The following is a 25,466-nucleotide window of genomic DNA, read 5'->3' on the forward strand; positions in this document are numbered from 1 at the left end:
ATCCACGCTAAGACTAGCGCGAGCGGCAAAAAGTGCCCTGAGAGTGGCACCCATATTTACCCGGACCTGTTCAATAGCGCCCAAGACCTGCTGCCTTAGGGCATCGTCGTAGGGTTTGCTGATACACAATCGAATACCCCCCCTTTCTAATGGATAGTCTGGGCTATGACCGCATCACCCGACTTTGGTGCATTCACACACTATCAGTCCAACTGTAGACGCTCGCTGAGACGACATTGCTGAATCGACAAATATCGTTTCAATAAGCCCCTGTACCCAGTCTCGTCCCGGACGCGGTCGGCGGCAAGGCACTTAGCCATCGTTTGCATAAATAAAAATGCCGACGACCCGCAGCCCCGCCTCCACGGGCAACCCTGTTATCATCGCCGGCACAACTCCATGCCTCTTTATTAAGCAGATCACGAGCGAATCCATGAGCACCGACAAGACCAACCAGTCCTGGGGCGGCCGCTTCAGTGAACCCGTCGACGCCTTCGTCGCCCGCTTCACCGCCTCCGTCACCTTCGACCAGCGCCTGTACCGCCACGACATCATGGGCTCCATCGCCCACGCGACGATGCTGGCCAAGGTCGGCGTGCTGACCGACGCCGAGCGCGACAGCATCATCGACGGCCTGACCACCATTCGTGGTGAGATCGAAGCTGGCACGTTCGACTGGCGCGTCGACTTGGAAGACGTGCACATGAATATCGAGGCGCGCCTCACCGACCGCATCGGTGTGACCGGTAAGAAGCTGCACACCGGGCGCAGCCGTAACGACCAGGTGGCCACCGATATTCGCCTGTGGCTGCGTGATGAAATCGACCTGATCCTGTCCGAAATCACTCGCCTGCAGAAAGGTTTGCTGGAACAGGCCGAGCGCGAATCAGACACCATCATGCCGGGCTTCACTCACCTGCAGACCGCCCAGCCTGTGACCTTTGGCCACCACCTGCTGGCCTGGTTCGAAATGCTCAGCCGCGACTACGAGCGCCTGGTGGATTGCCGCAAGCGCGCCAACCGCATGCCCTTGGGCAGCGCCGCGCTGGCTGGCACCACCTACCCGATCGACCGCGAATACACCGCGCAGCTGCTGGGCTTCGATGCCGTCGGTGGCAACTCGTTGGATGGTGTGTCAGACCGTGACTTCGCCATTGAATTCTGCGCCGCGGCCAGCATCGCGATGATGCACCTGTCGCGCTTCTCGGAAGAGCTGGTGCTGTGGACCAGCGCGCAGTTCCAGTTCATCGACCTGCCGGACCGCTTCTGCACCGGCAGCTCGATCATGCCGCAAAAGAAAAACCCCGACGTGCCAGAACTGGTACGTGGCAAAAGCGGCCGTGTATTCGGCGCGCTGATGGGCCTGCTGACCCTGATGAAAGGCCAACCCCTGGCCTACAACAAGGACAACCAGGAAGACAAAGAACCGCTGTTCGACGCCGCCGACACCCTGCGTGACTCGCTGCGCGCGTTTGCCGACATGATCCCGGCGATCAAGCCCAAGCACGCGATCATGCGTGAAGCGGCACTGCGCGGGTTCTCCACCGCGACCGACCTGGCGGACTACCTGGTGCGCCGTGGCCTGCCGTTCCGCGACTGCCACGAAATCGTCGGCCACGCCGTGAAATATGGCGTGGACACCGGCAAGGACCTGGCGGAAATGAGCCTGGAAGAACTGCGCACGTTCAGCGACCAGATCGAACAGGATGTGTTTGCCGTGCTGACCCTGGAAGGCTCGGTGAATGCCCGTAATCACATCGGCGGTACTGCGCCGGCGCAGGTGAAGGCAGCTGTCGTGCGCGGCCAGGCCCTCCTCGCCAGCCGATAAAAGCATCGCAGGCAAGCCAGCTCCCACAGGAAATCGCATTCCAAGGTGGGAGCCGGGCTTGCCCGCGATAGCGTCCTGCCAGACGCCAAAGGTCTATTTTTTGGCAGCGATCATCGCCATAAACGCCGGCATTGCGGCCTCCCTGTCCGCTGCCACTTTCTGAGCGTTGGGCATGGCATGCAACCTTTCCAGCAACGCCTTGGCCGCCGGCATCTCTGCCAGCAAATCCATTCCAAACAGCTTCTCGCCCACCGCACAGGCGAGGTTCACGCTGTACATGAAATACAAATCCGCAATCGTGAAACGCTCCCCTGCCACAAACGGCGCGAACTTGCCGTGCCTGCCCAGCGCACTCAAGCCCAACAGCAATTCGGCCTTGGACTTCTCCTTGATCGCCTCCGGCACCGGCATACCAAAAAACGCCTCGGCAAAACACGCCCGCGCGGGCAGTTCGATGTACAACTCGATTTCCCGGCATAGCGCCAGCACCTGTGCACGCTGGAACAGCTCGGCCGGCAGCAGTGCAGGCCCTTCCTGGGTGTGCTCGATGTATTCGAGAATCACACTGGTCTCGTTGATAAAACCCTGTTTAACGCCCAGCACCGGCACTTTGCCACGTGGGCTGACTGCCAGGGCTTCGGGGGTTTGTCCGGCATAAAAAGGCACCTCTTCGAAAGCTAGCTCTTTCTCTAACAGCGCCAGCTTGACCATGTTGTAGTAGTTGCTGACCGAGAATCCGTAGAGTTTGAGCATTGCGGTTGCCTCCGAGCCGGGAATGGGGTTGGCTGCATGCGTTATAGCTCCCCGTGCCGGGCCTTGCCAGCAGCATCACCGGCTTGAATGGGGGTAGACTGGCGCCCTTTCCCAGAGGAGCCTGCCATGAGCGAGCCGACCGATATCGACAACGACGAAGAAGAATTCACTGAAACCACCCTGATCGAAGCAATCGAAAACCAGATCGAGAGCGAAAACCCACCCGCCGCCAAGGCAACTTTCAACAAGCTGACCCTGGTGGGTTATGAGCGTGAAGAAATCCTGCAACTGATGGCCCACGTGCTCGCTGTCGAGATAGATGCGCTACTGGAAGAGGACCGTGCTTTCAATACCGAATGGTATGAAACTGCACTGCGTGCACTGCCGGAATTGCCGCCCGAAAAGCAATAAATCCAACACGCAGCAACACACTGGACAGTTCGGCAAAGTGCGTTCACCTTATGGCCTGCTAGCCTCTAATAAATTCTTAGAAAGTCTGGAGTCCTTATGTCGTTTACCCCTGAGTTGGTTGCCGAACTGGAAATCCTTGTACTCTTCAGCCTGGATAGCACCCAGGAAGGTCTGAAAGTCCATCAGACCGCTGCCCCTACTGCCATCGCCGCTGCCAAGCGCCTGTTCGAGAAAGGACTGATCGATCAGAAAGACGGGGGCTACCTGACCCCACTTGGCCGGGATGCCGCAGAACAAGCCAAAACCCTGCTGACCATCCTGACCACCGTCACCGCCAAAGAAGCCGCCTGATACCTGATACGCCCATGGAGTCCGCCACTTGCGGATTCCGCGGGTGTTGCTGCGCAAGTGCGAAAATTCTGACGTCAAAAACCATTTCCCGCTAAACCTCCTACGCTACTGGCTGTAAACTCCTACATGGCCGCCCACGTCGGGCTCTGCGAGCCACCGACTTCGACATGACCCGCACCCATGAAATCCGCCCCGACCTGGACGAAGGCATCGACCGCAAGGTGCTGGCCCAACTGCGCGCGCGGTTCATGGCCCTCAACGAAGGCCGCATGGCGCGCGCCATCGAGGGACTGACCCCACGCCAGCAAAGCGTGTTGACCCTATTGCCGCTGTTTTTCCACGTCAACCATCCACTGCTGCCGGGCTATGTGTCGGGCAGTACGCCGGCCGGATTATCCAACTTTGAGCCCGACACCCAAGCCCTGACAGAAGCCCAGCGCCTCACCCGTTCGTTCTCCTACAAACCACGTCACGGCAACCCGCCACGTCCGATTCACGGACTGTTTTTGATGGGCAGCCTCGGCACCCTGGCCCAGGCCGACCAGAGCGATATGGACGTGTGGGTCTGCCACGCGGCGGACCTCAGCGAAAATGAACTGGCTGAACTGCGCAAGAAATGCCAACTGTTGGAAGCCTGGGCGCTGACCATGGGCGCAGAGGCCCACTTTTTCCTGATCGAGCCGACACGCTTTGTGCTCGGCGAGCGCGACACCCAGCTCAGCTCGGAAGACTGCGGCACCACCCAGCATTACCTGCTGCTGGACGAGTTCTACCGCACCGCCATCTGGCTGGCCGGGCGTACGCCAATCTGGTGGCTGGTGCCGGTGTATGAAGAACCCCGCTACGCCGAGTTCACCCACACGCTGATTTCCAAGCGCTTTATCCGCGCCGATGAAACCCTCGATCTTGGCCATCTGGCACGGATTCCCCCAGGTGAATTCATCGGTGCCGGGCTGTGGCAATTGTTCAAAGGCATCGAGTCACCCTACAAATCGGTGCTCAAACTGCTGCTGATCGAGGTCTACGCCAGCGAACACCCTAACGTGCAGTGCCTGAGCCTGCGCTTCAAGCGGGCGGTGTTCGCCAACCAGATGGACCTGGACGAGCTGGACCCGTACATCGTGGTGTACCGCCGCATCGAGGAATACCTCAAGGCCCGAAACGAGCCCGAGCGCCTGGAACTGGTGCGGCGTGCGCTGTACCTGAAGGTCAACTGCAAGCTCACCGCCGGTCAACGTAGCACCAGTTGGCAGCGCTTGCTGCTCGAACGCCTGGCACATGAGTGGGACTGGGACCAACGCCAACTGGCGCTGCTGGACAGCCGCAGCCAGTGGAAAGTGCGCCAAGTCGCCTCCGAGCGTCGCGCCTTGGTCAACGAACTGAATTACAGCTACCGCTTCCTGACCCAGTTCGCCCGCACCGAGCAGACCGTCAGCCTGATCAACAAGCGTGACATCAATGTGCTGGGCAGGCGCCTGTACGCCGCCTTTGAACGCAAGGCCGGCAAAGTCGAGTTCATAAACCCCGGCATCGCCCCGGACTTGGCCGAAGACACCTTGACCCTGGTGCAATCGCCCAACCGCAAGGAGCCCGGTCAGCACCACTGGGGTTTGTACAACGGCAACCTCACTGCACTGGAATGGGAACACTTCGCGCCGATCAAGCGCAGCCGTGACCTGTTGGAGATGCTCACCTGGTGCCACCGCAACGGCGTGATCGACAGCAGCACCCGCCTGGCCTTGCACCCCGGCACCAGCGACATGACTGAGTTCGAGTTGTTCAACCTGCTGGGCAGCTTGCAACAGACCGTCGCCCTGCCCCTGGCCAGCGTTGATGAAGAGCGCCTGCTGCGTTCGGCGGTGCCCGAGGAAGTGTTGCTGCTGATCAACGTTGGCGTTGATCCGCTCAAGCACCACCGCGACCTGAATATCCTGATGACCACCGAGCGCACCGACTCCCTGAGTTATGCCGGCGTGCGCGACAACCTGGTGCTGACCCTGGACCAGGTCACGCTCAATAGCTGGAACGAAGTGATGGTCAGCCGCTACGACGGCCCCCACGCACTGCTCGACTGCCTGCGCGACTACCTCAACCAGTTGCCGCCGGACCACCTGCCACGGCTACGAGTGCGCTGCTTCTGTCACAACCGTGCGCAGTTCATTGCCCAACGCGTGGAAGAAATCTTCGACACTGCGCAGCACCTGCTGCTGGGTCAGTCCAATCATCGCTACCTGCTGCAAGTGCAGCAGCACTATCACGTGATGGAGTTGATGCCAGGCCAAGCCACCCACGTTTCCCTGGCGACCCAGGAGGCGCTGATCGCCTACCTCAGCGAAGAACTTGCCAGCTACAGCCCGCTGCACCTGGATGCCATGGCCTTGGAAGAGCACGACCTGGCGCTGCTGCTGCCGATGGGCATGCCCGATTGCGTGCAGGTGTTCTATCGGGTCAGCGAAGGCTCTGCCGAATTGTATGTGCTGGATGAGTTCAACGCACTCTGGCAACAACGTCTGCCGTTTCATGATGAGCAGAGCTTGCTGGCGCCGTTGCAGCGCTTTTTGCAGTCGATTATTTATCGACGGGATGCGTTGTCGCCATTGGACCAGCAAGAACCGCTGGGGGCCGTGCAAGTCATGTATTACCAGCTATTGCCCTCCGGCAGCGGTCGCGCACGGAGCATCGAGCCTCGACCAGCACCGGTGAATCTGGCAAACAAACCGTTTTATGACGTGCAGGCAATTATCGGCAAGGCCGCGCCGGGCCAGGTGGGCATCACCCTGTATTGCAATCAGCGGGAGTTTTCCGAACTGGAGTTTGGCGACCAGCTGTTTGCAGTGGTCGCCCAGCAAATCGTCGGGCAACGCCAGGAAACAGAGCGTTACCGCTGTTACATCACCGATCTGGACCTGTCCGGCCTGCTCGGTGATGTACAAAGCCCGAGCAACCTTTACTTGCGTTACAAGGCCGAACTGGAGCTGTCGCTCAATGAGGCGCTGAGCCAGATTTAGAGCGACTCTGTTTTAAAGAGAGAAAGGGCCGCCGTCTTCGGGCTGACCTTCCACACTGAGCAATTCCAGCTTGAGGGTCTTGCCGCCGGGGGCCGGCCAGTCGATATGCTGGCCCACTTGCAGGCCGAGCAACGCACTGCCCATCGGCGCCAGGATCGAAATCTTGCCTTCGTCGGCGTTGGCGTCCTTGGGATAAACCAAGGTCAGGTGATAGTCCTTGCCGCTGCCTTGCTCGCGGCAATGCACGCTGGAGTTCATGGTCACGACACTTGCAGGCACTTCATCGTGGCCAACCACGTCTTCGGCGCGGTCGAGTTCGTGTTGCAACGCTTCGACACCGGGAAACTCGTCGCCCAAGCGGTCGATCAGTTGCTCCAGACGCTGCACGTCAAGACGGGTGAGGATGATGGACGGTGCGGTGGTCATGATTCAGGCAGACTCCTTTTTTCTGCACAAAAAAGCAAAACCCCGCCAGGAAAAGGCGGGGTTCTCACGGGCCTCGATGAGTTGAGGCGTACCCGGACACTACCACAGCGTCACAAATAAACAAGACGGCCTCAGGCGTGGGCCCGGCGCTGCTCAGCCTCGGCACAGATCACTCGGCGCCGCGCGTCGTCGGCAGAGCGCCATTCGCGGATATCTTCCACGTGTCGGAAGCAACCGAGGCAGACTTTCTGCTCGTCCAGGCGACACAAACTGATACAAGGTGACGGCACCGCCGGGCTGACATTGCTGAACAGCGGTTTCGGCGGGCGTACGGGGGCTGGCTGGCTCACTATCAGATCTCGTCGAAATCCAGATCGGCACCGGCTTGTTCCAAGACCAGGCGCGCGAGCATTTCGCTGAGCAGCTCATCGCTGCTATCGCACTGCCAGTTATTGTCTTCTTCGTTGAAGTCGAAGTGAAAGCCACCGGAACGCGCGGCCAGCCAAAGCTGGCGCAGCGGCTCCTGGCGACTGAAGATCAACTGGGAGCCATTCTCAAACTTGACGGTCAGCACGCCGGCCGAGTTTTCCAGGTCCACGTCCAGGCCGCTGTCGTCGAAAATATCTTCCAACTTCTCCTGGGTCGAATCCACTAGGTCGTGAAAACGGGCTTCGGTCAAACTCATTGTGGCAACCTCAAAAGTGTCTGGTTTTGCTCAAGCGCCGCACGATACGGGCGAGCCCCGCCGATTGCAAAGGATACCGATTTCAACACGATTGACGGCGTGAAATATCCTCAAACAGCGTAGTGCGCTTCCCGACTATCTCGGCAAACCCCCGCCAGACGGGTATTCCGGCGCATAGGCAAGCTGGCGGGTGGTCGGTATACTCGGGCGCAATTAATGCATATTCAAGGATTTCGCCATGAAGCGCCTGATCTCTTCCCTTGCTGCGCTCGTCGCGGTCGCTTGCCTCGTTAGTGCCTGTGGTCAAAAAGGCCCGCTGTACCTGCCCGATGACAGCAAAGACCCGAATGAACAGGCGCAATCGTCGCAGAAACCAGCCAAAGCGCATAAGCACGACACCTACTAAGGGAACCCCATGGACGCTTTTAACTACCGGGACGGCGAGCTGTTCGCGGAAGGCGTGGCGTTGTCCGCGATTGCCGAGCGCTTTGGTACCCCGACCTATGTGTACTCCCGTGCGCATATCGAAGCCCAGTACCGCTCTTTCACCGACCCACTGAACGGCGTGCCGCACCTGGTGTGCTACGCGGTCAAGGCCAACTCCAACCTGGGTGTACTGAATGTCCTGGCGCGCCTGGGCGCTGGTTTCGACATCGTGTCCCGTGGCGAGCTGGAACGCGTACTGGCTGCCGGTGGCAAGGCTGACAAGATCGTCTTCTCCGGCGTCGGCAAGAGCCGCGAAGACATGCGCCGCGCCCTCGAAGTCGGTGTGCATTGCTTCAACGTCGAATCCACCGACGAGCTGGAGCGCCTGCAAGTCGTGGCCGCCGAGATGGGCGTTCGCGCGCCGATCTCCCTGCGCGTCAACCCGGACGTTGACGCCGGCACCCACCCGTACATTTCCACCGGTCTCAAAGAGAACAAGTTCGGCATCGCCATTGCCGACGCCGAAGACGTATACATCCGCGCCGCGCAGTTGCCGAACCTGGAAGTATTGGGCGTCGACTGCCATATCGGCTCGCAACTGACCAGCCTGCCTCCATTCCTCGATGCGCTCGACCGCCTGCTGGCGCTGACCGACCGCCTCGGCGAGTGCGGCATCTACCTGCAACACATCGACCTGGGGGGTGGTGTGGGCGTGCAGTATCGCGACGAGGAGCCGCCGCTGATCGCCGATTACATCCAGGCTGTGCGCGAGCGCACTGAAGGCCGCGGCCTGACCCTGATGTTCGAGCCGGGCCGTTATATCGTCGCCAACGCAGGCGTGCTGCTGACCCAGGTCGAGTACCTCAAGCACACCGAGTACAAGGACTTCGCCATCGTCGATGCGGCGATGAACGACCTGATCCGCCCGGCGCTGTACCAGGCCTGGATGAATGTCACCGCCGTGACGCCTCGCGCAAGCGAAGCCCGCGCCTATGACATTGTCGGCCCGATCTGCGAAACCGGCGACTTCCTGGCCAAGGATCGTCAGCTTGCGCTGGAGGAAGGCGATCTGCTGGCCGTGCATTCGGCCGGTGCCTACGGGTTTGTCATGAGTTCCAACTACAACACCCGCGGGCGTGCCGCCGAGGTGCTGGTGGACGGTGAACAAGCGATTGAAGTGCGTCGCCGCGAGACGGTAGCCGAGTTGTATGCTGGCGAAAGCCTGCTGCCGGAGTAAGCCATGCTGCTGCGTTTTACCAAGATGCACGGGCTGGGCAATGATTTCATGGTCCTCGACCTGGTCAGCCAGCACGCGCACATCCTGCCCAAACACGCTAAACAGTGGGGCGACCGTCATACCGGTATTGGTTTCGACCAATTGCTGCTGGTGGAAGCACCGACCAACCCGGAAGTGGATTTCCGTTACCGGATTTTCAACTCCGACGGTTCCGAAGTGGAACAGTGCGGCAATGGTGCGCGCTGCTTCGCGCGCTTTGTGCTGGACAAGCGCCTGACCGCCAAGCGGCAGATCCGCGTTGAGACCAAGAGCGGCGTGATCGAGCTGGACATCCGCAGCGACGGCCAGATCAGCGTCAACATGGGCGCGCCACGCCTGGTGCCAGCGGACATTCCGTTCCAGGCCACCGAACAAGCCTCCAGCTATGCCGTTGAGGTCGACGGTAAGATCGTCGACCTGGCCGCCGTGTCCATGGGCAACCCCCATGCCGTCCTGCGGGTCAACGACATCAACAATGCGTCCGTGCATGAATTGGGGCCGAAGATCGAACACCACCCGCGCTTTCCGGCACGGGTCAATGTGGGCTTCCTGCAGGTGATCGACCGTTCCCGCGCGCAATTGCGTGTGTGGGAACGCGGCGCCGGCGAAACCCAGGCCTGCGGCACCGGTGCTTGCGCCGCTGCCGTGGCCGCGATTAGCCAGGGGTGGATGGATTCGCCGCTGTTGATCGACCTGCCCGGTGGACGGTTGTCCATCGAGTGGGCAGGCCCTGGCCACCCGGTGATGATGACCGGGCCGGCCTCGCGCGTATACGAAGGACAGGTCCGTCTATGAGTGAGCCAAGCCAATGACCGATAAGCCTCAAGTACCCGCACACGCTATCCCGAGCGACAGCCTGGAGGCCGCTGCCGTCGCGGCGTACCTTGAGGCGAATCCGGACTTCTTTGTCGAACACGAAGAACTGCTGCCGGCCCTGCGCATCCCCCACCAGCGCGGCGACACCGTGTCGCTGGTGGAGCGGCAGATGAAGATCCTGCGCGAGCGCAATATCGAAATGCGCCATAAGCTTTCGCACCTGATGGACGTCGCCCGCGACAACGACCGCCTGTTCGACAAGACTCGCCGTCTTATTCTTACGCTGATGGACGCCACCAGCCTGGAAGAAACGGTGATCGCCGTGGAAGACAGCCTTCGCCAGGACTTCCAGGTGCCCTTTGTCAGCCTGATCCTGTTCAGCGACAACCCGATGCCGGTAGGTCGTTGGGTCAGCGGCAGCGAAGCACAAACGGCGATTGGCGGCCTGCTCTCCGAAGGCAAGACGATCAGCGGCACCTTGCGCGAGCATGAGCTGGACTTCCTGTTTGGCGCCGAACAGCGCCAGCAGATCGGCTCCACCGCCGTGGTCGCCCTCAGCCATCAAGGCTTGCACGGCGTGCTGGCGATCGCCAGTCGCGACCCTCAGCACTACAAGAGCTCAGTAGGCACGCTGTTTTTGACCTACATCGCCGAAGTGCTGGGCCGCGTCTTGCCGCGCTTCACCACCGCCCTGCGCGCGGTGCGCTAGCGATGGAACGGCAACTGGACGCTTACTGCGCTCACCTGCGCAACGAGCGCCAGGTGTCGCCCCATACCTTGGAAGCCTACCGACGGGACTTGAACAAGGTCTTGGCGTACTGCGAAAAACAACAGATCAGCAGCTGGAAGGCCTTGGATATCCAGAGCCTGCGCAGCCTGGTCGCGCGCCTGCACCAGGCGGGCCAATCTTCGCGCAGCCTGTCGCGCCTGCTCTCGGCGGTCCGCGGGCTTTATCATTATCTGAACCGTGAAGGCCTGTGCGACCACGACCCGGCCAATGGCCTGTCGCCGCCCAAGGGCGAGCGGCGCCTGCCCAAGACCCTGGACACCGACCGCGCCCTGCAACTGCTCGAGGGTGCCGTCGAGGATGACTTCCTGGCCCATCGCGACCAGGCGATCCTTGAGCTGTTCTATTCATCAGGCTTGCGTCTCTCGGAGCTGACCGGCCTGAACCTGGATCAACTCGACCTCGCGGACGGCCTGGTGCAAGTGCTCGGCAAGGGCAGTAAGACCCGAGTGCTGCCCGTAGGCCGCAAAGCGCGGGAGGCCTTGCAGTTGTGGCTACCGCTACGTCTATTGACCAACCCGGCGGACGACGCGGTGTTTGTCAGCCAGCAAGGCCGCCGCCTGGGGCCACGGGCGATTCAAGTGCGGGTCAAGGCGGCGGGTGAGCGCGAATTGGGGCAAAACCTGCACCCACACATGCTGCGACACTCCTTTGCCAGCCATATGCTGGAATCGTCTCAAGACTTGCGCGCAGTTCAAGAGCTGCTCGGCCACTCTGACATCAAGACCACGCAGATCTACACCCATCTGGATTTCCAACACTTGGCAACCGTGTACGACAGCGCCCATCCAAGGGCCAAACGCATCAAGGGCGGCGACTCATGAGTATCAAGCTGATCACCTTCGACCTGGACGACACACTCTGGGACAACGTACCCGTCATCATCAGCGCCGAAGCGTCGATGCGTGAATGGCTGGTCACCCACGCGTCCAAGGTCGGCGACCTGCCTCTGGAGCATTTCGCCACTCTGCGCCAACAGGTGCTGGAGCGTCATCCTGAGCTGAAACACCGTATCAGCCTGCTGCGCCACCGGGTGTTGATGCATGCATTTGAAGAGGCCGGTTATCCACAGCCTGAGGCCAGGGAGATGGCGGACGTGTGTTTCGAAGCATTCATCCATGCGCGGCACCAGATCACCCCATTCCCCGAAGCCGAGCCGATGCTGCAAGCGCTACGCCAGCACTTTCTGCTGGGGGTGATCACCAACGGCAACGCCGATGTGCAGCGGGTGGGCCTGGCGGATTATTTCCACTTTGCGCTGCGTGCCGAAGACATAGGCATCGCCAAGCCGGATGCGCGATTGTTTCAGGAAGCGTTGCAGCGCGGTGGCGTGGACGCCAGCGCAGCGGTGCATATTGGCGATCATCCAGGGGATGACATTGCCGGGGCACAGCAGGCGGGGCTTCGGGCGGTGTGGTTCAATCCGGCGGGCAAGGCTTGGGAGGGGGAAAAACGCCCGGATGCGCAGATTCGAAGCCTGACGGAGTTGCCAGCATTGCTGGGTAGCTGGAACTAACACCGAACCCAATGTGGAGCTGGCTTGCCTGCTCCCACAGAGTATTACGGCAGACCGCGAATTTTGTTCCACCCATGAAAAACCCGCAGCGACGGCGGGCTTTTCACGCAAGCATGCAATTGACCTTAGATAGGCCGGCTGCCGTACTTGTTATCAGGCTTCTTCGGCGGGTCTGCCACCACGTTAGCCTCGACTTCGACCACTTTGCCGCCTTTAGCGAGGAATTCTTCCATCGCACGGGCCAGGGCGTCGCGCTCTTTGTTCTTGGCTTCAACGCTTGGCAATTCATCTACCGACACAGCTGCCTTGGCTTTGCCTTTGACTGCTTTGACAGGTGCGTCATCGCCAGCGTCATCACCTTCGTCAGCAACGTCTTCGACCGCCGCTTCAAGACCTTCCTCGGTCTCGTCGTCGTCACCTACTTCGAGTTCGTCGTTTTCCAGATCATCGTCGCTCATGTTCTACCTCATGACTTGCGAAAAGCAGATTAGTTATAGCCCAGCTTCACCCTCTGTCGACGGCTGCCGGAAAAAAATCAACATCCACCGGATAACCAGTGGCTTACGCCCCATCACCGTGCAAGGTGGCGAGGACTTTACGAGCACCGCCATGATCACGGTGCTCGCCCAGATAAACACCTTGCCAGGTCCCTATCGCCAAGCGGCCGGCCTGCACCGGCAAACTCAGCTGGCAGCCCAGGAGACTGGCCTTGAAATGCGCCGGCAGGTCATCCGGACCTTCGTCGTTGTGTTCGAACCCTGCACGCCCTTGCGGCACCAGCGAGTTGAAAAAACGTTCGAAGTCACGGCGAACCGCCGGGTCGGCATTCTCGTTGATGGTCAACGAGGCCGAGGTGTGCTGCAGCCACAAATGCAACAAGCCCACGCGACAGGCCTTCAATTCAGGCAAGCCGGCCAGCAACTCATCGGTCACCAGGTGAAAGCCCCGGGGCTTGGCCCGCAGGGTAATCAAGGTCTGTTGCCACATACAGTTCTCCGCCCATCGGCGCGCATTCTAGCGCGCTCTGGGAAAAAACAAAGTGCCGAATACGCCTACATGCCTGTAAGACATTGGCACGCTGAAAAGCGCCGTGTGCATCCCATCACAAACGCTGCTTAAAAACCGGTACAGCTTGGTATGACTGACAAACGCCAGGCAAAAAAATGCCCGGCAAGCCGGGCATCTTTTTTTCGCGTAATTACAAGTTGTAACCGCGCTCGTTGTGTTGCGCCAGGTCGAGGCCGACAGCCTCTTCCTCTTCGGTGACACGCAGGCCCATGACCATGTCCAGCACCTTGAGGATGATGTAGGTCACGATAGCCGTGTAGATCACGGTGAAACCTACGCCTTTGCACTGGATCCAGACCTGTGCAGCCACGTCAGTCACAGTGCCGAAGCCGCCCAGTGCCGGGGCTGCAAACACACCGGTGAGGATCGCACCGACGATACCGCCGATACCGTGCACGCCGAACGCGTCCAGGGAGTCGTCGTAGCCCAGCTTGCGCTTAAGGCTGGTGGCGCAGAAGAAGCAGATCACACCGGCGACCAGACCGATCACCAGGGCGCCCATCGGGCCGACGGTGCCGGCAGCCGGGGTCACTGCAACCAAGCCAGCCACTACGCCCGAGGCGATACCCAGTGCGCTTGGCTTACCGTGAGTGATCCACTCAGCGAACATCCAGCCCAGCGCCGCAGCAGCGGTAGCGATCTGGGTAACCAGCATCGCCATGCCGGCGGTGCCGTTGGCGGCAGCAGCGGAACCGGCGTTGAAGCCGAACCAGCCCACCCACAGCATGGCCGCGCCGATCAGGGTGTAACCCAGGTTGTGCGGTGCCATTGGGGTGGTCGGGAAGCCTTTGCGCTTGCCGAGCACGATGCACGCTACCAGGCCAGCCACACCGGCGTTGATGTGCACCACGGTGCCGCCAGCGAAGTCCAGCACGCCCCAGTCCCACAACAGGCCACCGTTACCGCTCCAGACCATGTGCGCGATTGGCGCATAGACCAGGGTGAACCAGATAGCCATGAAGATCAGCATCGCGGAGAACTTCATGCGCTCGGCGAAGGCACCGACGATCAGCGCCGGGGTGATGATGGCGAAGGTCATCTGGAAGGTGATGAACACCGCTTCAGGGAACAGTGCCGCAGGCCCGGTGATGCTGGCCGGGGTAACGCCCGCCAGGAACGCCTTGCCCATGCCGCCGAAGAAGGAGTTGAAGTTGACGACGCCCTGCTCCATCCCAGTCGTATCAAACGCGATGCTGTAGCCGTAGACGACCCACAGGATGCTGATCAGGCCGGTGATAGCAAAGCACTGCATCATCACGGAAAGAATGTTTTTGGAGCGCACCATGCCGCCGTAGAACAGCGCCAGGCCGGGAATGGTCATGAACAGCACCAGCGCGGTGGACGTGAGCATCCACGCGGTGTCGCCGGAATTGAGGACTGGAGCCGCCACTTCGTCTGCCGCCATGGCCAGGCTTGGCATTACGATGGACAACAGGGCTCCGAGCCCTGCGAATTTACGCAGAGTCATATTGTTTTCTCCTGGGGCGTTGGGGTTTGGCGGCTTAGATTGCGTCGGTATCGGTTTCGCCGGTACGGATGCGAATAGCCTGTTCCAGATTGACCACGAAGATCTTGCCGTCACCGATCTTGCCGGTGTTGGCGGCCTTGGTTATCGCCTCGATAACCCGGTCAAGATCCTTGTCGTCAATGGCGACATCAATCTTCACCTTTGGCAGGAAATCGACCACGTATTCCGCGCCGCGATACAGCTCGGTGTGACCCTTCTGCCGACCGAAGCCTTTGACCTCAGTAACGGTAATGCCCTGCACGCCGATCTCGGACAACGACTCGCGTACATCGTCCAACTTGAACGGCTTGATGATGGCAGTGACTAGCTTCATGAAAACTCTCTCCCGAATTGGTGGACTTGCCCCAGGAAAACAAACCCGTCTCAAGTCTAAGCGCAGTGCCTGGCTTTGTAACGCGTCGTCGCCTCGGCATTTGCCTCTGCGACGCCAGCAAACCACTGGTGACGAAACCTGTACCCCTGATCCGTCGGCGCACTGCATTCGTCACAGCGACTGCATCAGTGCATGGGTCATGATCGTCTAAGCAGAAACCTTGCCAGCTCCGTAAAAATCACTGAAATCAGTCCTTTGCCCACTTATGCCCACCTGCGGGACCTAATGGCGGCGGCAATGCGCACAAAAACAGTGCGCCAGCGCCCAACCCTCTGCGCGAAAAGCGTGCGTGCGCCGCCATGAAAAAGACTATAGACGCTGCGTGATACACTGCCGGCCAACAGTTTTCCGGAATATTTCCCATGCTCGCGCCCAAAGACCTCCTCGACGCCCTGAGCGGCCACGCCTCCCGCCTGTTCAACGGTGATACCCCGCTGCCTCGCAATGAGATCGAAAGCCAATTCAAGGCATTGCTGCAAAGCGGCTTCAGCAAACTTGATCTGGTCAGCCGGGAAGAGTTCGATAGCCAGATGGTGGTGCTTGCCCGCACGCGTGCGCGATTGGAGACCCTGGAGGCTAAAGTCGCGGAGTTGGAAGCACGGTTGACGCCAGCGGGCGATTAACCGGCATCAAACCCTCCATGTGGGGCTTGCCCGCCCTTGACCGGCGCCTGCTGAAAATACAATTCAGCTTTTTGCTGGTGGTGCTGGGTGGACGCTGCAACCAGCTGGCTGTAGCGTGGTGGGCCTTGCAGGAAACCGGTTCCGCCCTCGCCTTCGCCAACATGATCGCCTGTTCAATCGCGGCGGAAGTGCTCGCCCGGCCACTGCTGGGATGGCTGGGTGACAAGTACAACAAGATTCTGATCCTCAAGCTGGCCTCCCTGACAAGCGTGCTGACCGCGTTGCTGATGGTTGTGCTGTCCGCTACGCAGTTGTTCAACCCGTGGAGTGTCGGCGCCCTGATGCTGGTCGGCAGTGCCGTCGCCGGCGTGCGCGACCCGCTGCAATCGTCGATTATTCCGTTGTTCGCAGGCGCCGATCAGGTCTCACTCGCCGTTCGCACCAAAAGCATGCTGTCGTCCATTGCCAACTTGCTTGGCCCCGTCATTGCCAGCGCGCTGATTTTCGGTTTTGGAACCACGCTGACTTTTACCGTCGACTGTTTTGCGATGCTGGGAGCGGCACTGTTGGTTGCAACGGTCCCAAGCCAGCTCGGCGCCAGTGCTCCGGATGAACAAGCGCCAACCTCCAACGGCTTCAGAATGATTTATTCGGGATTCAAGGCGGTCTATGGCGTGAAAGTCGAGTTCTACCTCGCCCTCGTGGCGATGCTCGTCAATTTTGCCCTCTTTCCGTTCTTTACCATCCTGCTGCCGTTGTATGTGAAGACGGTTATCCAGTACCCGGTGACCTACCTCGGCCTGCTGGATGCGTGTTTCGGCCTGGGCATTTTGGCGGGCAGCTACAAGATCGTCGGCTGGCTGGGCGAGCGTGTGCCCCGTGACCTCTGTGTCGCTGCGGGGTTTGCACTGTTGGGGGGCAATATGTGGCTGGCCGGTACGCTCTCGTCGATGTTCGTGGTACCGCTGGCGTTTTTCTGCGGCGGGGTCGGGCTGATGCTGATCAACATTCCGACCTCTGCCGTCAGGTTGCTGGCGACACCCAAGCAGCATCGCAATCGGATCTTTGCCACCGTGTCCTTCCTCTCCGCAGCCGCCAGCCCGCTGGGCAGTTTTGCCATGAACGGCCTGATCGCTCACCTCGGTGTCGCACTGACCATCACGTCACTGGGTGCGATGGTGCTGGGGTTATCGCTGCTGGTGTTCCTGATTCCCGATTTCCGCACCTTCATGCGCTCCCCCGACACACAACTCAGCAATGCTTATCTGGATAAATATCCCGACGCCTTTGCGCGTTGATACGTCCTGTAAAAGTCTGATCCCTTACCCCCGCCATCCCTCGTCTACCCTTGAAAAACCGCAGGAAGCGGCCTCCCATTCAAGGAACGAGCATGTCCCTCGCGATCGTCCACAGCCGCGCCCAGATCGGCGTCGAAGCCCCCGCCGTCACCGTTGAAGTGCATATGGCCAATGGTTTGCCGTCCCTGACGCTGGTGGGCCTGCCGGAAACGGCGGTCAAGGAAAGCAAGGACCGCGTGCGCAGCGCCATCCTCAACTCCGCCCTGCAATACCCGGCCCGGCGCATCACCCTCAACCTCGCGCCCGCCGACCTGCCCAAGGACGGCGGGCGCTTTGATCTGGCGATTGCCTTGGGCATCCTGGCGGCCAGTGTGCAGGTGCCGGCGTTGATGTTGGATGATGTGGAATGCCTGGGCGAGTTGGCGCTGTCCGGTGAAGTCCGGGCCGTGAAAGGCGTGTTGCCGGCGGCGCTCGCGGCGCGCAAGGCCGGGCGTACCGTGATAGTGCCCAGGGCGAATGCCGAAGAGGCGTGCCTGGCGTCGGGGTTGAAAGTGATCGCAGTGGATCACTTGCTTCAGGTGGTTGCGCACCTGAATGGGCACCAGCCGATTGAGCCGTACAAGTCCGACGGATTGCTGTATTTGAATAAGCCTTACCCGGACCTGAGTGAAGTACAGGGCCAGTTGGCGGCCAAGCGGGCGTTACTGATAGCGGCGGCGGGGGCGCATAACCTGCTGTTCAGCGGTCCGCCTGGTACCGGTAAAACGTTGCTCGCCAGTCGCCTTCCAGGGTTGCTGCCGCCCTTGAGTGAGCAGGAAGCCTTGGAGGTGGCAGCGATTCAATCCGTGGTCAGCCTGGCCCCGCTGAGTCATTGGCCGCATCGGCCATTTCGCCAGCCCCATCACTCGGCTTCAGGCCCGGCGTTGGTGGGCGGCGGGTCGAAGCCGCAACCGGGGGAGATCACCCTGGCTCACCACGGGGTGCTGTTCCTGGACGAGTTGCCGGAGTTTGATCGCAAGGTGCTGGAGGTGCTGCGAGAGCCATTGGAGTCTGGCCATATCGTGATTTCCCGCGCTCGCGACCGCGTGAGTTTCCCGGCGCGTTTTCAACTTGTGGCCGCCATGAACCCCTGCCCTTGCGGCTACTTGGGCGAACCCAGCGGGCGTTGTCGTTGTACGCCGGAGCAGATTCAACGCTACCGCAACAAACTCTCCGGGCCATTGCTGGATCGGATTGACTTGCACCTGACGGTGGCACGGGAAACGACTGCGCTGAACCCAATCCACCAAGCTGGCGACACAACGGCTCATGCATCGGCGCGGGTCGCCCAGGCCCGAGAGCATCAGCAAAAACGCCAGGGGTGTGCCAACGCGTTTCTTGATCTGCCTGGGCTACGCAAGCATTGCAAGCTGACCAAGGTCGATGAGGGCTGGCTGGAGACCGCCTGCGAACGACTGACACTCTCGCTGCGCGCGGCCCACCGGCTGTTGAAGGTTGCGCGCACGTTGGCCGACATCGAACAGACCGACGCCATTTCCCGCGATCATCTGAAAGAAGCCCTGCAATACCGGCCGGCAGCGATCACTTGAGCCTGGCACAGTGCCAAAATGTGGGCGCTGGCTTGCCTGCGTTAACATCACCTCGGTACATCCGAAAACCAGAGGTGCCTGCATCGCGGGCAAGCCCGGCTCCCACACGAGCCAGGTCCCACAATTGACCTGCGGAGTTTCAGCGGAACCGATCCACCTCATGCCGCAAACCCGCCGCCAGCGTCTCCAGTTCCTTGGCGGTAATTGCCAGGTTCGACACCACTTCACGCTGCTCGCTGTTGGCCAGCGCAATGCTTTGCAAGTTGCTGCTAAGCAAGGTCGCGGTGCTGCTCTGTTCCTGGGTGGCCGTGGTGATCGCAGCGAACTGCTCACCGGCCGAGCGGCTTTGCTCATCGATACGCGCCAGGGCCGAAGCCACGTCGGCGTTACGCGACAGACCTTCCTGCATCAGCACGTTACCGTGCTCCATGGTGCTGATGGCATTGCCGGTTTCTTGCTGGATACTTTGGATCATCCCAGAGATTTCGTCCGTAGCCTCTCGGGTGCGCGACGCCAGGTTGCGTACTTCATCGGCGACCACGGCAAAACCACGCCCTTGCTCACCGGCCCGTGCGGCCTCGATAGCCGCGTTGAGTGCCAGCAGGTTGGTCTGATCGGCGATCGACGTAATCACCCCGACGATCCCCCCAATTTCCTGGGAGCGCTGGCCCAGGGTGTTGATCACCGTGGCCGTGCTGTTGAGGGCCGTGGCGATGTGCTCCAGGGACGACGACGCCTCTTGCATCGAGTTACGGCCGATGCGGGTTTGCTGAGCGTTTTCCTGGGCCAGGCGCTCGGTGGCACCCATGTTGTCAGCGATGTTCAGCGAGGTGGCGCTGAACTCTTCTACCGCGCCGGCCATGCTGGTGATCTCGCCGGACTGCTGCTCCATGCCTTCATAGGCACCACCGGACAAACCGGACAACGCCTGGGCGCGGCTGTTGACCTCTCCAGCGGCGTTACGGATGTGCGAGACCATGGTCGACAGCGCTTCACCCATCTGGTTGAAACTGCGCGCCAGCTGGCCGATTTCATCATGGCTGGACACATTCAGGCGTGCGCTCAAATCACCCGCGCCCAAGGCTTCGGCCTGGCGCACCAAGTCGCCCAGTGGCGCCAGTTTGCTGCGCAGCAGCCAGACGGTTGCACCCACTGCCAGCAGCATCGCCAGCACGCTGCCAATCACCAGCCGGATGCCGACATCCCACGTCACCGAGCGAATCTCCGCTTTGGGCATGCTCGCAATCACGGCCCACGGCCCGCCTTCGAAGGGTACCGACACGCTGTAGAAGTCTTCATTTTTGTCAGCCCAAAAACGGCCAACACTGGGCGCCTTAGCCAGGTCCAACATAACGGGCACCGCTTGATCCGGCGCCTGCACGCCAGCCGGCGGCACCAACCAGCGCTTCTGCTCATCCAGCAACGCCAGGGAACCGGTCTTACCGATACGGAAGCGTTTGAGGTTCTCGAACTGCGCGTTCTGGGCGTCAGTATAGTCAAAGCCGATGAACAGCACCGCGATGACTTTGCCGCTGGTGTCGCGCACCGGGCTGTATTGCGTCATGTAGGAACGATCGAACAACACCGCTCGGCCGATGTAGGTCTGGCCACTGGATACACGCGGATAGGCCGGCCCATTGCGGTCAAGCACAGTGCCAATAGCGCGATTGCCATCCTGCTTGGTCAGGGAAGTGCTGACACGGATGAAGTCGTCGCCGCTGCGCACAAATACCGTGGCCACGCCACCGGACATCTGCTTGAACTCGTCCACTTCCTGGAAGTTGTTGTTCAGGAGATCGCTGCCCAGGAAGAGGCTCGGGGTCTGTACGCCGGCGACCGCGACTGGTTGATCGGCCCGTACGCTCAAGCCGGCACTGAAGCGCTTCTCGAACAGCCCGGTCAGGCGCTCGGTGCTCTCACGCAGCGTGCTGTGGAACGTGTTGAGTTGGTCGGCGAGCAGCCGCGCTTCACTGGCCAGGTGTTCCTCGCGGGTATCGAGGTTGGCTGAGTCGAGGGAGCGCAGGGCAAAGACAGTGCTGCCACCAATGGCGACAGCCAGAATCAAGGCTAAAGCGATACCTAACTGTGAGGCTATCCGGGCGCGAGGTTGAGACATGAAGGCTCCTGGCCGAGGCCAGGATCATCCTGATCTCATAGCGCTGCTCGGCAAATTATCTGGTGGGGAACGTTGTGCACGAAGTTTCCAACACACCTACTTCGGCAGGTCGAGACAATACTTGAGCGATCTACAGGGGTATCGCGCAAACGATTGCACGAACGGTTTGCCATCCCTCAATCGAGGCATTCGACCCGGGGCAACTCCATCGCCTTGACTTCCGCCTGCAGAAACTCCGCCAAGCGCCGCAAACGCTCGCCACCGGGACGGGTTTTCGGCCACACCAGGTAGTAATTTTCGCCACTGGCCACGGCGGTTGGCCAGGGCAAACTCAACCGCCCCTGGGCCACGTCTTCGGCCACCATCAGCAAGTCGCCCATCGACACACCATAACCCCGTGCGGCGGCGATCATGCCCAGCTCGAGGGTATCGAATACCTGGCCGCCCTTGAGCGACACTTCGGATGACAACCTCATGCGCTCCAACCAGTAACGCCAGTCACGACGATCTGGCGTCGGATGCAGCAGCTCGGTGGCTGCCAGCCGTGCCACATCCCAAGGGCCGTCGTTCAGCAGGTTGGGGGCGCCGACCGGTATCAGCATTTCGGCAAACAGGTAACACGCCTCCCAATCTGCCGGGAAGTGGCCATTACTCAGCAATACCGCGCAATCGAACGGCTCCTGATTGAAATCCACTTCGTCGATGTTCATCCAGGCGCTGGTCAATTGCACTTCGTTGCCCGGCTGCAATGCGCGGAAGCGACTGAGCCGCGCCAACAGCCAACGCATGGTCAGGGTCGACGGTGCCTTCATGCGCAGGATGTCATCTTCGGCGTTCAGGGTATGGCAGGCCCGTTCCAGCGCGGCGAAACCTTCTCGGACACCGGGCAATAGCAGGCGCGCGGCTTCGGTGAGTTGCAAGGTGCGCCCACTGCGCTGGAACAGGCGGCAGGCGAAATGCTCTTCTAATGTGCGGATATGTCGGCTCACTGCACTTTGCGTAATCGAAAGCTCCTCTGCCGCGCGGGTAAAGGAGTTGTGCCGGGACGCGGCTTCAAATGCGCGCAACGCATAAAGCGGAGGAAGACGACGCGACATATGGAAACCTCCTACAGAACAATGCAGCACCCTACCATGAGTTTTAGTCATGCGAACGATCGCATTTATCCCTTTGTGCAACGGTCGGAGAGCGCCGAGAATCAACCCTTCCCCACCCCTCTGACTTTTCGAGCGTGATGATCATGCAGCATCCGGCACGTACCGAACTCTGGGCCATTCTGCGGCTGTCAGGGCCGTTGATTGCCTCACAGTTGGCGCACATGCTGATGGTGCTGACCGACACCCTGATGATGGCCCGCCTGAGCCCCGAAGCCCTGGCCGGTGGCGGCCTGGGTGCGGCGAGCTATTCGTTCGTGTCGATTTTCTGCATCGGCGTGATCGCCGCCGTGGGTACGCTGGTGGCTATTCGTCACGGCGCGGGCGATATCGAAGGCGCCACTCGGCTGACCCAGGCCGGGCTATGGCTGGCTTGGCTGATGGCTTTGGCGGCCGGCCTGTTGCTGTGGAACCTCAAACCGCTGTTGCTATTGTTTGGCCAGACCGAAACCAATGTGCACTCCGCCGGGCAATTCCTGACGATTTTGCCGTTCGCCCTGCCCGGCTTCCTGAGCTTCATGGCCCTGCGCGGCTTCACCAGCGCGATAGGCAAGGCGACGCCGGTAATGGTGATCAGCCTCGGCGGTGCGGTGGCCAACTACCTGCTCAACCACGCGCTGATCGAAGGCATGTTTGGCCTGCCGAAGCTCGGCCTGATGGGCATCGGGCTGGTCACGGCCATCGTCGCCAACGGGATGGCACTGGCGTTGATGTGGTACATCTCCCACAACCGCACCTACGCGGCGTACCCGCTGAGCAACGGCCTGCTACGTCTCAACACCCGATACCTGCGCGAATTGTGGCGCCTGGGCCTGCCGATTGGGGGCACCTACGCGGTGGAAGTCGGGCTGTTTGCCTTTGCGGCGCTGTGCATGGGCACCATGGGCAGCACGCAATTGGCAGCGCATCAGATCGCGCTGCAGATCGTCTCGGTGGCGTTCATGGTGCCGGCGGGGATGTCCTACGCGATCACCATGCGCATCGGCCAGCACTACGGTGCCGGTCAGTTGTTGCAGGCGCGTATGGCCGGTCGCGTCGGGATCAGCTTTGGTGCTGCCGTGATGTTGGGATTTGCGCTGGTGTTCTGGCTATTCTCCGACCCGCTGATCGGGCTGTTCCTCGACCATAACGACCCGGCGTTTCACGACGTGATCGTGCTGGCCGTCAGCCTGTTGGCCGTCGCGGCCTGGTTCGAGTTGTTCGATGGCGTACAAACCATCGCCATGGGCTGTATCCGCGGGTTGAAAGATGCCAAGACCACCTTCCTGGTCGGCCTAGGCTGCTACTGGCTGATCGGTGCGCCTTCGGCCTGGCTGATGGCCTTCACCCTGGGCTGGGGGCCGACCGGCGTGTGGTGGGGTTTGGCGCTGGGCCTGGCGTGTGCGGCGGTCAGCCTGACATGGGCGTTTGAAGTGAAGATGAAGCGGATGATTCGGCGGGAGCCGGAGGTTCGCACTGGATTCCAGGCGATGCAGCCTGACTAGAAATCCCACATTTGGATTGGGTTTACCGCTCAACCCAGCAAAGCCTGCTGTCCCTTGCCAAACGTCAGGTAATCCACTAACTCCGGTAATGGCAGTGGCTTGCTGATCAGGTAACCCTGCGCCTGGTCACACCCAAACAGCCTCAACAACGCTAGCTGCTCAGGCGTTTCCACCCCCTCGGCAACCACTTCCAGGTTGAGGTTGTGGGCCAGGTTGATCATGGCGTGCACCAGTTTGCGGTTTTCTTCACGCTCTTCCATCCCACCGACAAAGCTCTTGTCGATCTTCAACAAGGCAATCGGCAGGCTGTTGAGGTGCACGAACGATGAGAAACCGGTGCCGAAATCGTCCAGGGAAAACCGCACGCCAAGGCGACCCAGCGCATCCATGGTCTGCTTGACCAAGTCACTGCGACGCATCACCGCCGTTTCGGTCAGCTCGAACTCCAACCATTGCGCTTCCACACCACGCTCGGAAATCAGCCGGCTGAGGGTCGAAAGCAACTGGCTGTCCTGAAACTGGCGAAACGACAGATTGACCGCCATGTGCAGCGGCGGCAGGCCGCGTTCACGCAGGTCCTGCATGTCGCGCAGGGCTCGGGAAATCACCCAGTAGCCCAGCGGCACGATCAAACCGCTTTGCTCGGCCAACGGTACGAATTCACTCGGCGGCAACAGGCCCCGCTCGCCATGACGCCAGCGCACCAGGGCTTCCAGGCCAACGATGTGCCCGTCGTCCAGGTCCAGGCGCGGCTGGTAATGCAGCTCCAGTTCATCACGACGCAAGGCGCGGCGCAGCTCGCTTTCCAGGTCGGCCAGGCTGCGCGCGTTGCGGTTGATGCGTTCGTTGAAGATATGAAAGGTGCAGCCCTGGGTGCTCTTGGCTTGCTGCATGGCGATATGGGCGTGCCACATCAGCGGGTCGGCACCGGCGCGAGCCCGAGCATGCGCCACACCCAGGCTGCAACCGATCAGCAGGCTTTCGCCATCCACCCAGTAGGGTTCGGCCATGACTTCAGTGATGCGCTCGGCCATCCACTCGGCACGCTGGGGTGCACGGCGGGTGTCGATCAGCAGGGCGAATTCGTCGCTGCCCAGGCGCGCCAATTGGTCTCCGACCTCAAGCTGGCTCTTGAGCCGTGAGACCACTTGCAGGATCAGCCGGTCGCCAGCCTGGTGCCCGAGGGCATCGTTGGCGTGCCGGAAGTTGTCGAGGTCCAGGTGACCGAGGGCCAGGCCGCGCCCCTCATTCTCGGCCAGCCGCGCGGCCAGCAGGGTCTGGAAGCCCTGGCGGTTGGCAATGCCGGTGAGCGGGTCCTGTTCGGCCAGGCGCTGCAAGGTATTTTCCAGCAGCCCGCGCTCGCGAACGTGGCGCAGGCAGCGGCGCAGTGTATCGGCGTCCAATACATCACTGACCAGCCAATCGCTGACGCCAAGGGGCGACACCAGGGGCTCTTGCTCCAGCAGTAACACGCACGGCAGGCTGCAGCGGCCAGGGCCGGGTTGCAGGCTGGGCGTGGTCAATAGCACGGCGCTGTGGTCGTCATCGAACAAACGACTCACGGACTCCCAGTTTGGCGCGCTGATCAGCACAGCCCCATCGCCCATCGGCGCCAGGCACTCGCGCAATAACGCTGCCCACGCGGGCTCATCGGCCAGCAGCAGCAAACGCAAGGGTTCGACAGGCGTAGACAAGCTAGCTCCCTAGACTCTGCAATATTTCGTTGGCGGCGGGCATTATGACGTGCGCCCTTAGAATCACCAATGATAGGGGTTATCAAACACTCAAAATGTAAACATTAGTCTCAAACAACCCCCACATCCTGCGGCAAAGTATCAAAACCGGCAAATTTAGATCGAGTGGTACGTCACACTGTCGTTCTGACAGGGCAGAATCCTGCCAGCCTGTTAAAATGCCCGCCCTTTTGAATAACGACTCCCTGAATTCCGT

Annotated in this window: 25 protein-coding genes; 14 read left to right on the top strand and 11 right to left on the bottom strand. The window is 60.7% G+C overall.

Going from position 1 to position 25,466, the window contains the following annotated elements:
- Positions 1-433 precede the first annotated feature (433 nt).
- Positions 434-1,828, top strand: coding sequence for an argininosuccinate lyase (gene argH / locus HU722_RS28630; protein ID WP_065875444.1), 1,395 nt, complete (start codon positions 434-436; stop codon positions 1,826-1,828).
- 93 nt (positions 1,829-1,921) lie between these two features.
- On the opposite strand, the gene HU722_RS28635 is transcribed toward argH, so the two are convergent.
- Positions 1,922-2,581, bottom strand: a complete 660-nt coding sequence (locus HU722_RS28635) for a glutathione S-transferase family protein (RefSeq protein WP_186754427.1) — start codon at positions 2,579-2,581, stop codon at positions 1,922-1,924.
- A gap of 126 nt (positions 2,582-2,707) precedes the next feature.
- On the opposite strand from HU722_RS28635, the gene HU722_RS28640 reads away from it, so the two are divergent.
- The 3 genes from HU722_RS28640 (at position 2,708) to HU722_RS28650 (ending at position 6,351) form a co-directional block, all read left to right on the top strand.
- Positions 2,708-2,992 carry a hypothetical protein gene (locus tag HU722_RS28640; RefSeq protein ID WP_065875446.1) on the top strand — a complete coding sequence of 95 codons (285 nt, stop codon included), beginning with the start codon at positions 2,708-2,710 and terminating at the stop codon, positions 2,990-2,992.
- 96 nt (positions 2,993-3,088) lie between these two features.
- Positions 3,089-3,343, top strand: coding sequence for a TIGR02647 family protein (locus HU722_RS28645; RefSeq protein ID WP_049710966.1), 255 nt, complete (start codon positions 3,089-3,091; stop codon positions 3,341-3,343).
- 167 nt (positions 3,344-3,510) lie between these two features.
- Positions 3,511-6,351, top strand: a complete 2,841-nt coding sequence (locus HU722_RS28650) for a class I adenylate cyclase (RefSeq protein WP_065891322.1) — start codon at positions 3,511-3,513, stop codon at positions 6,349-6,351.
- Positions 6,352-6,363: 12 nt separating this feature from the next.
- Here the strand turns inward: HU722_RS28650 and rnk are convergent, their stop codons facing one another.
- The 3 genes from rnk to cyaY all read right to left on the bottom strand — a co-directional run bounded on the left by rnk (position 6,364) and on the right by cyaY (position 7,462).
- Positions 6,364-6,777, bottom strand: a complete 414-nt coding sequence (rnk, locus tag HU722_RS28655; protein ID WP_065880244.1) for a nucleoside diphosphate kinase regulator — start codon at positions 6,775-6,777, stop codon at positions 6,364-6,366.
- Between the two features lie 131 nt (positions 6,778-6,908).
- Positions 6,909-7,127 carry a DUF1289 domain-containing protein gene (locus tag HU722_RS28660; protein ID WP_082224400.1) on the bottom strand — a complete coding sequence of 73 codons (219 nt, stop codon included), beginning with the start codon at positions 7,125-7,127 and terminating at the stop codon, positions 6,909-6,911.
- 2 nt (positions 7,128-7,129) lie between these two features.
- Positions 7,130-7,462 (bottom strand): iron donor protein CyaY, encoded by a 333-nt coding sequence (cyaY, locus tag HU722_RS28665; RefSeq protein ID WP_065875449.1) that lies wholly within the window; start codon positions 7,460-7,462, stop codon positions 7,130-7,132.
- Between the two features lie 238 nt (positions 7,463-7,700).
- Between cyaY and lptM the strand changes: the two genes are divergently transcribed.
- The 6 genes from lptM to HU722_RS28695 are packed head-to-tail and all read left to right on the top strand — an operon-like array spanning position 7,701 to position 12,283.
- Positions 7,701-7,868 carry an LPS translocon maturation chaperone LptM gene (gene lptM / locus HU722_RS28670; protein ID WP_017845169.1) on the top strand — a complete coding sequence of 56 codons (168 nt, stop codon included), beginning with the start codon at positions 7,701-7,703 and terminating at the stop codon, positions 7,866-7,868.
- 9 nt (positions 7,869-7,877) lie between these two features.
- Positions 7,878-9,125 (top strand): diaminopimelate decarboxylase, encoded by a 1,248-nt coding sequence (gene lysA, locus HU722_RS28675; RefSeq protein ID WP_065880245.1) that lies wholly within the window; start codon positions 7,878-7,880, stop codon positions 9,123-9,125.
- A 3-nt stretch (positions 9,126-9,128) separates the two neighbouring features.
- Positions 9,129-9,959 (top strand): diaminopimelate epimerase, encoded by an 831-nt coding sequence (gene dapF, locus HU722_RS28680; RefSeq protein ID WP_065891321.1) that lies wholly within the window; start codon positions 9,129-9,131, stop codon positions 9,957-9,959.
- Positions 9,960-9,972: 13 nt separating this feature from the next.
- Entirely contained in the window at positions 9,973-10,689 is a 717-nt protein-coding gene (locus tag HU722_RS28685) for a DUF484 family protein (protein WP_065875452.1), read from the top strand.
- 2 nt (positions 10,690-10,691) lie between these two features.
- A complete protein-coding gene (gene xerC / locus HU722_RS28690) occupies positions 10,692-11,591 on the top strand; it encodes a tyrosine recombinase XerC (RefSeq protein WP_065875453.1) in 900 nt (299 codons plus the stop codon).
- Entirely contained in the window at positions 11,588-12,283 is a 696-nt protein-coding gene (locus tag HU722_RS28695) for an HAD family hydrolase (RefSeq protein ID WP_065880246.1), read from the top strand. Before xerC ends, HU722_RS28695 begins: the two co-directional genes overlap by 4 nt.
- Positions 12,284-12,408: 125 nt before the next feature.
- Here the strand turns inward: HU722_RS28695 and sutA are convergent, their stop codons facing one another.
- From sutA to glnK, 4 genes are all read right to left on the bottom strand, one after another.
- Positions 12,409-12,741, bottom strand: coding sequence for a dormancy-specific transcriptional regulator SutA (gene sutA, locus HU722_RS28700; protein ID WP_065880247.1), 333 nt, complete (start codon positions 12,739-12,741; stop codon positions 12,409-12,411).
- Between the two features lie 103 nt (positions 12,742-12,844).
- A complete protein-coding gene (locus tag HU722_RS28705; RefSeq protein ID WP_049710956.1) occupies positions 12,845-13,270 on the bottom strand; it encodes a secondary thiamine-phosphate synthase enzyme YjbQ in 426 nt (141 codons plus the stop codon).
- Between the two features lie 211 nt (positions 13,271-13,481).
- Complete coding sequence (locus tag HU722_RS28710) at positions 13,482-14,819, bottom strand: ammonium transporter (RefSeq protein WP_049710955.1); 1,338 nt, start codon at positions 14,817-14,819, stop codon at positions 13,482-13,484.
- Between the two features lie 34 nt (positions 14,820-14,853).
- Positions 14,854-15,192 carry a P-II family nitrogen regulator gene (glnK, locus tag HU722_RS28715; protein WP_002555808.1) on the bottom strand — a complete coding sequence of 113 codons (339 nt, stop codon included), beginning with the start codon at positions 15,190-15,192 and terminating at the stop codon, positions 14,854-14,856.
- Positions 15,193-15,614: 422 nt separating this feature from the next.
- Between glnK and HU722_RS28720 the strand changes: the two genes are divergently transcribed.
- From HU722_RS28720 to HU722_RS28730, 3 genes are all read left to right on the top strand, one after another.
- Entirely contained in the window at positions 15,615-15,875 is a 261-nt protein-coding gene (locus HU722_RS28720) for an accessory factor UbiK family protein (RefSeq protein WP_065880248.1), read from the top strand.
- Between the two features lie 17 nt (positions 15,876-15,892).
- On the top strand, positions 15,893-17,173 hold the full coding sequence (locus HU722_RS28725; RefSeq protein WP_065891320.1) for an MFS transporter: 1,281 nt from the start codon (positions 15,893-15,895) through the stop codon (positions 17,171-17,173).
- 92 nt (positions 17,174-17,265) lie between these two features.
- Positions 17,266-18,762, top strand: coding sequence for a YifB family Mg chelatase-like AAA ATPase (locus tag HU722_RS28730; protein ID WP_065875458.1), 1,497 nt, complete (start codon positions 17,266-17,268; stop codon positions 18,760-18,762).
- Positions 18,763-18,901: 139 nt separating this feature from the next.
- On the opposite strand, the gene HU722_RS28735 is transcribed toward HU722_RS28730, so the two are convergent.
- Complete coding sequence (locus tag HU722_RS28735; protein ID WP_065880278.1) at positions 18,902-20,878, bottom strand: methyl-accepting chemotaxis protein; 1,977 nt, start codon at positions 20,876-20,878, stop codon at positions 18,902-18,904.
- Between the two features lie 176 nt (positions 20,879-21,054).
- Positions 21,055-21,975 (bottom strand): LysR substrate-binding domain-containing protein, encoded by a 921-nt coding sequence (locus HU722_RS28740; RefSeq protein WP_065875460.1) that lies wholly within the window; start codon positions 21,973-21,975, stop codon positions 21,055-21,057.
- A gap of 137 nt (positions 21,976-22,112) precedes the next feature.
- Here HU722_RS28740 and HU722_RS28745 point away from each other — a divergent pair, with 137 nt between their 5' ends.
- Positions 22,113-23,516, top strand: a complete 1,404-nt coding sequence (locus HU722_RS28745) for a NorM family multidrug efflux MATE transporter (RefSeq protein WP_065880279.1) — start codon at positions 22,113-22,115, stop codon at positions 23,514-23,516.
- A gap of 29 nt (positions 23,517-23,545) precedes the next feature.
- On the opposite strand, the gene HU722_RS28750 is transcribed toward HU722_RS28745, so the two are convergent.
- Positions 23,546-25,210, bottom strand: coding sequence for a putative bifunctional diguanylate cyclase/phosphodiesterase (locus tag HU722_RS28750; RefSeq protein ID WP_065875462.1), 1,665 nt, complete (start codon positions 25,208-25,210; stop codon positions 23,546-23,548).
- Positions 25,211-25,466: the final 256 nt, after the last annotated feature.

It is taken from the genome of Pseudomonas tritici, assembly GCF_014268275.3.
In the GTDB taxonomy this organism is placed as follows: domain Bacteria; phylum Pseudomonadota; class Gammaproteobacteria; order Pseudomonadales; family Pseudomonadaceae; genus Aquipseudomonas; species Aquipseudomonas tritici.

Excerpts from the sequence above, each read along its gene's own strand:
- HU722_RS28695 (WP_065880246.1), top strand. The coding sequence starts at position 11,588 with ATGAGTATCAAGCTGATCACCTTCGACCTGGACGACACACTCTGGGAC.
- HU722_RS28745 (WP_065880279.1), top strand. The coding sequence starts at position 22,113 with ATGATCATGCAGCATCCGGCACGTACCGAACTCTGGGCCATTCTGCGG.
- argH (WP_065875444.1), top strand. The coding sequence starts at position 434 with ATGAGCACCGACAAGACCAACCAGTCCTGGGGCGGCCGCTTCAGTGAA.
- HU722_RS28735 (WP_065880278.1), bottom strand. The coding sequence starts at position 20,878 with ATGTCTCAACCTCGCGCCCGGATAGCCTCACAGTTAGGTATCGCTTTA.
- HU722_RS28740 (WP_065875460.1), bottom strand. The coding sequence starts at position 21,975 with ATGTCGCGTCGTCTTCCTCCGCTTTATGCGTTGCGCGCATTTGAAGCC.
- HU722_RS28640 (WP_065875446.1), top strand. The coding sequence starts at position 2,708 with ATGAGCGAGCCGACCGATATCGACAACGACGAAGAAGAATTCACTGAA.
- HU722_RS28725 (WP_065891320.1), top strand. The coding sequence starts at position 15,893 with ATGTGGGGCTTGCCCGCCCTTGACCGGCGCCTGCTGAAAATACAATTC.
- HU722_RS28645 (WP_049710966.1), top strand. The coding sequence starts at position 3,089 with ATGTCGTTTACCCCTGAGTTGGTTGCCGAACTGGAAATCCTTGTACTC.
- lptM (WP_017845169.1), top strand. The coding sequence starts at position 7,701 with ATGAAGCGCCTGATCTCTTCCCTTGCTGCGCTCGTCGCGGTCGCTTGC.
- HU722_RS28635 (WP_186754427.1), bottom strand. The coding sequence starts at position 2,581 with ATGCTCAAACTCTACGGATTCTCGGTCAGCAACTACTACAACATGGTC.
- glnK (WP_002555808.1), bottom strand. The coding sequence starts at position 15,192 with ATGAAGCTAGTCACTGCCATCATCAAGCCGTTCAAGTTGGACGATGTA.
- dapF (WP_065891321.1), top strand. The coding sequence starts at position 9,129 with ATGCTGCTGCGTTTTACCAAGATGCACGGGCTGGGCAATGATTTCATG.
- HU722_RS28720 (WP_065880248.1), top strand. The coding sequence starts at position 15,615 with ATGCTCGCGCCCAAAGACCTCCTCGACGCCCTGAGCGGCCACGCCTCC.
- sutA (WP_065880247.1), bottom strand. The coding sequence starts at position 12,741 with ATGAGCGACGATGATCTGGAAAACGACGAACTCGAAGTAGGTGACGAC.
- lysA (WP_065880245.1), top strand. The coding sequence starts at position 7,878 with ATGGACGCTTTTAACTACCGGGACGGCGAGCTGTTCGCGGAAGGCGTG.
- HU722_RS28710 (WP_049710955.1), bottom strand. The coding sequence starts at position 14,819 with ATGACTCTGCGTAAATTCGCAGGGCTCGGAGCCCTGTTGTCCATCGTA.
- HU722_RS28685 (WP_065875452.1), top strand. The coding sequence starts at position 9,973 with ATGACCGATAAGCCTCAAGTACCCGCACACGCTATCCCGAGCGACAGC.
- HU722_RS28730 (WP_065875458.1), top strand. The coding sequence starts at position 17,266 with ATGTCCCTCGCGATCGTCCACAGCCGCGCCCAGATCGGCGTCGAAGCC.
- xerC (WP_065875453.1), top strand. The coding sequence starts at position 10,692 with ATGGAACGGCAACTGGACGCTTACTGCGCTCACCTGCGCAACGAGCGC.
- HU722_RS28650 (WP_065891322.1), top strand. The coding sequence starts at position 3,511 with ATGACCCGCACCCATGAAATCCGCCCCGACCTGGACGAAGGCATCGAC.
- rnk (WP_065880244.1), bottom strand. The coding sequence starts at position 6,777 with ATGACCACCGCACCGTCCATCATCCTCACCCGTCTTGACGTGCAGCGT.
- cyaY (WP_065875449.1), bottom strand. The coding sequence starts at position 7,462 with ATGAGTTTGACCGAAGCCCGTTTTCACGACCTAGTGGATTCGACCCAG.
- HU722_RS28705 (WP_049710956.1), bottom strand. The coding sequence starts at position 13,270 with ATGTGGCAACAGACCTTGATTACCCTGCGGGCCAAGCCCCGGGGCTTT.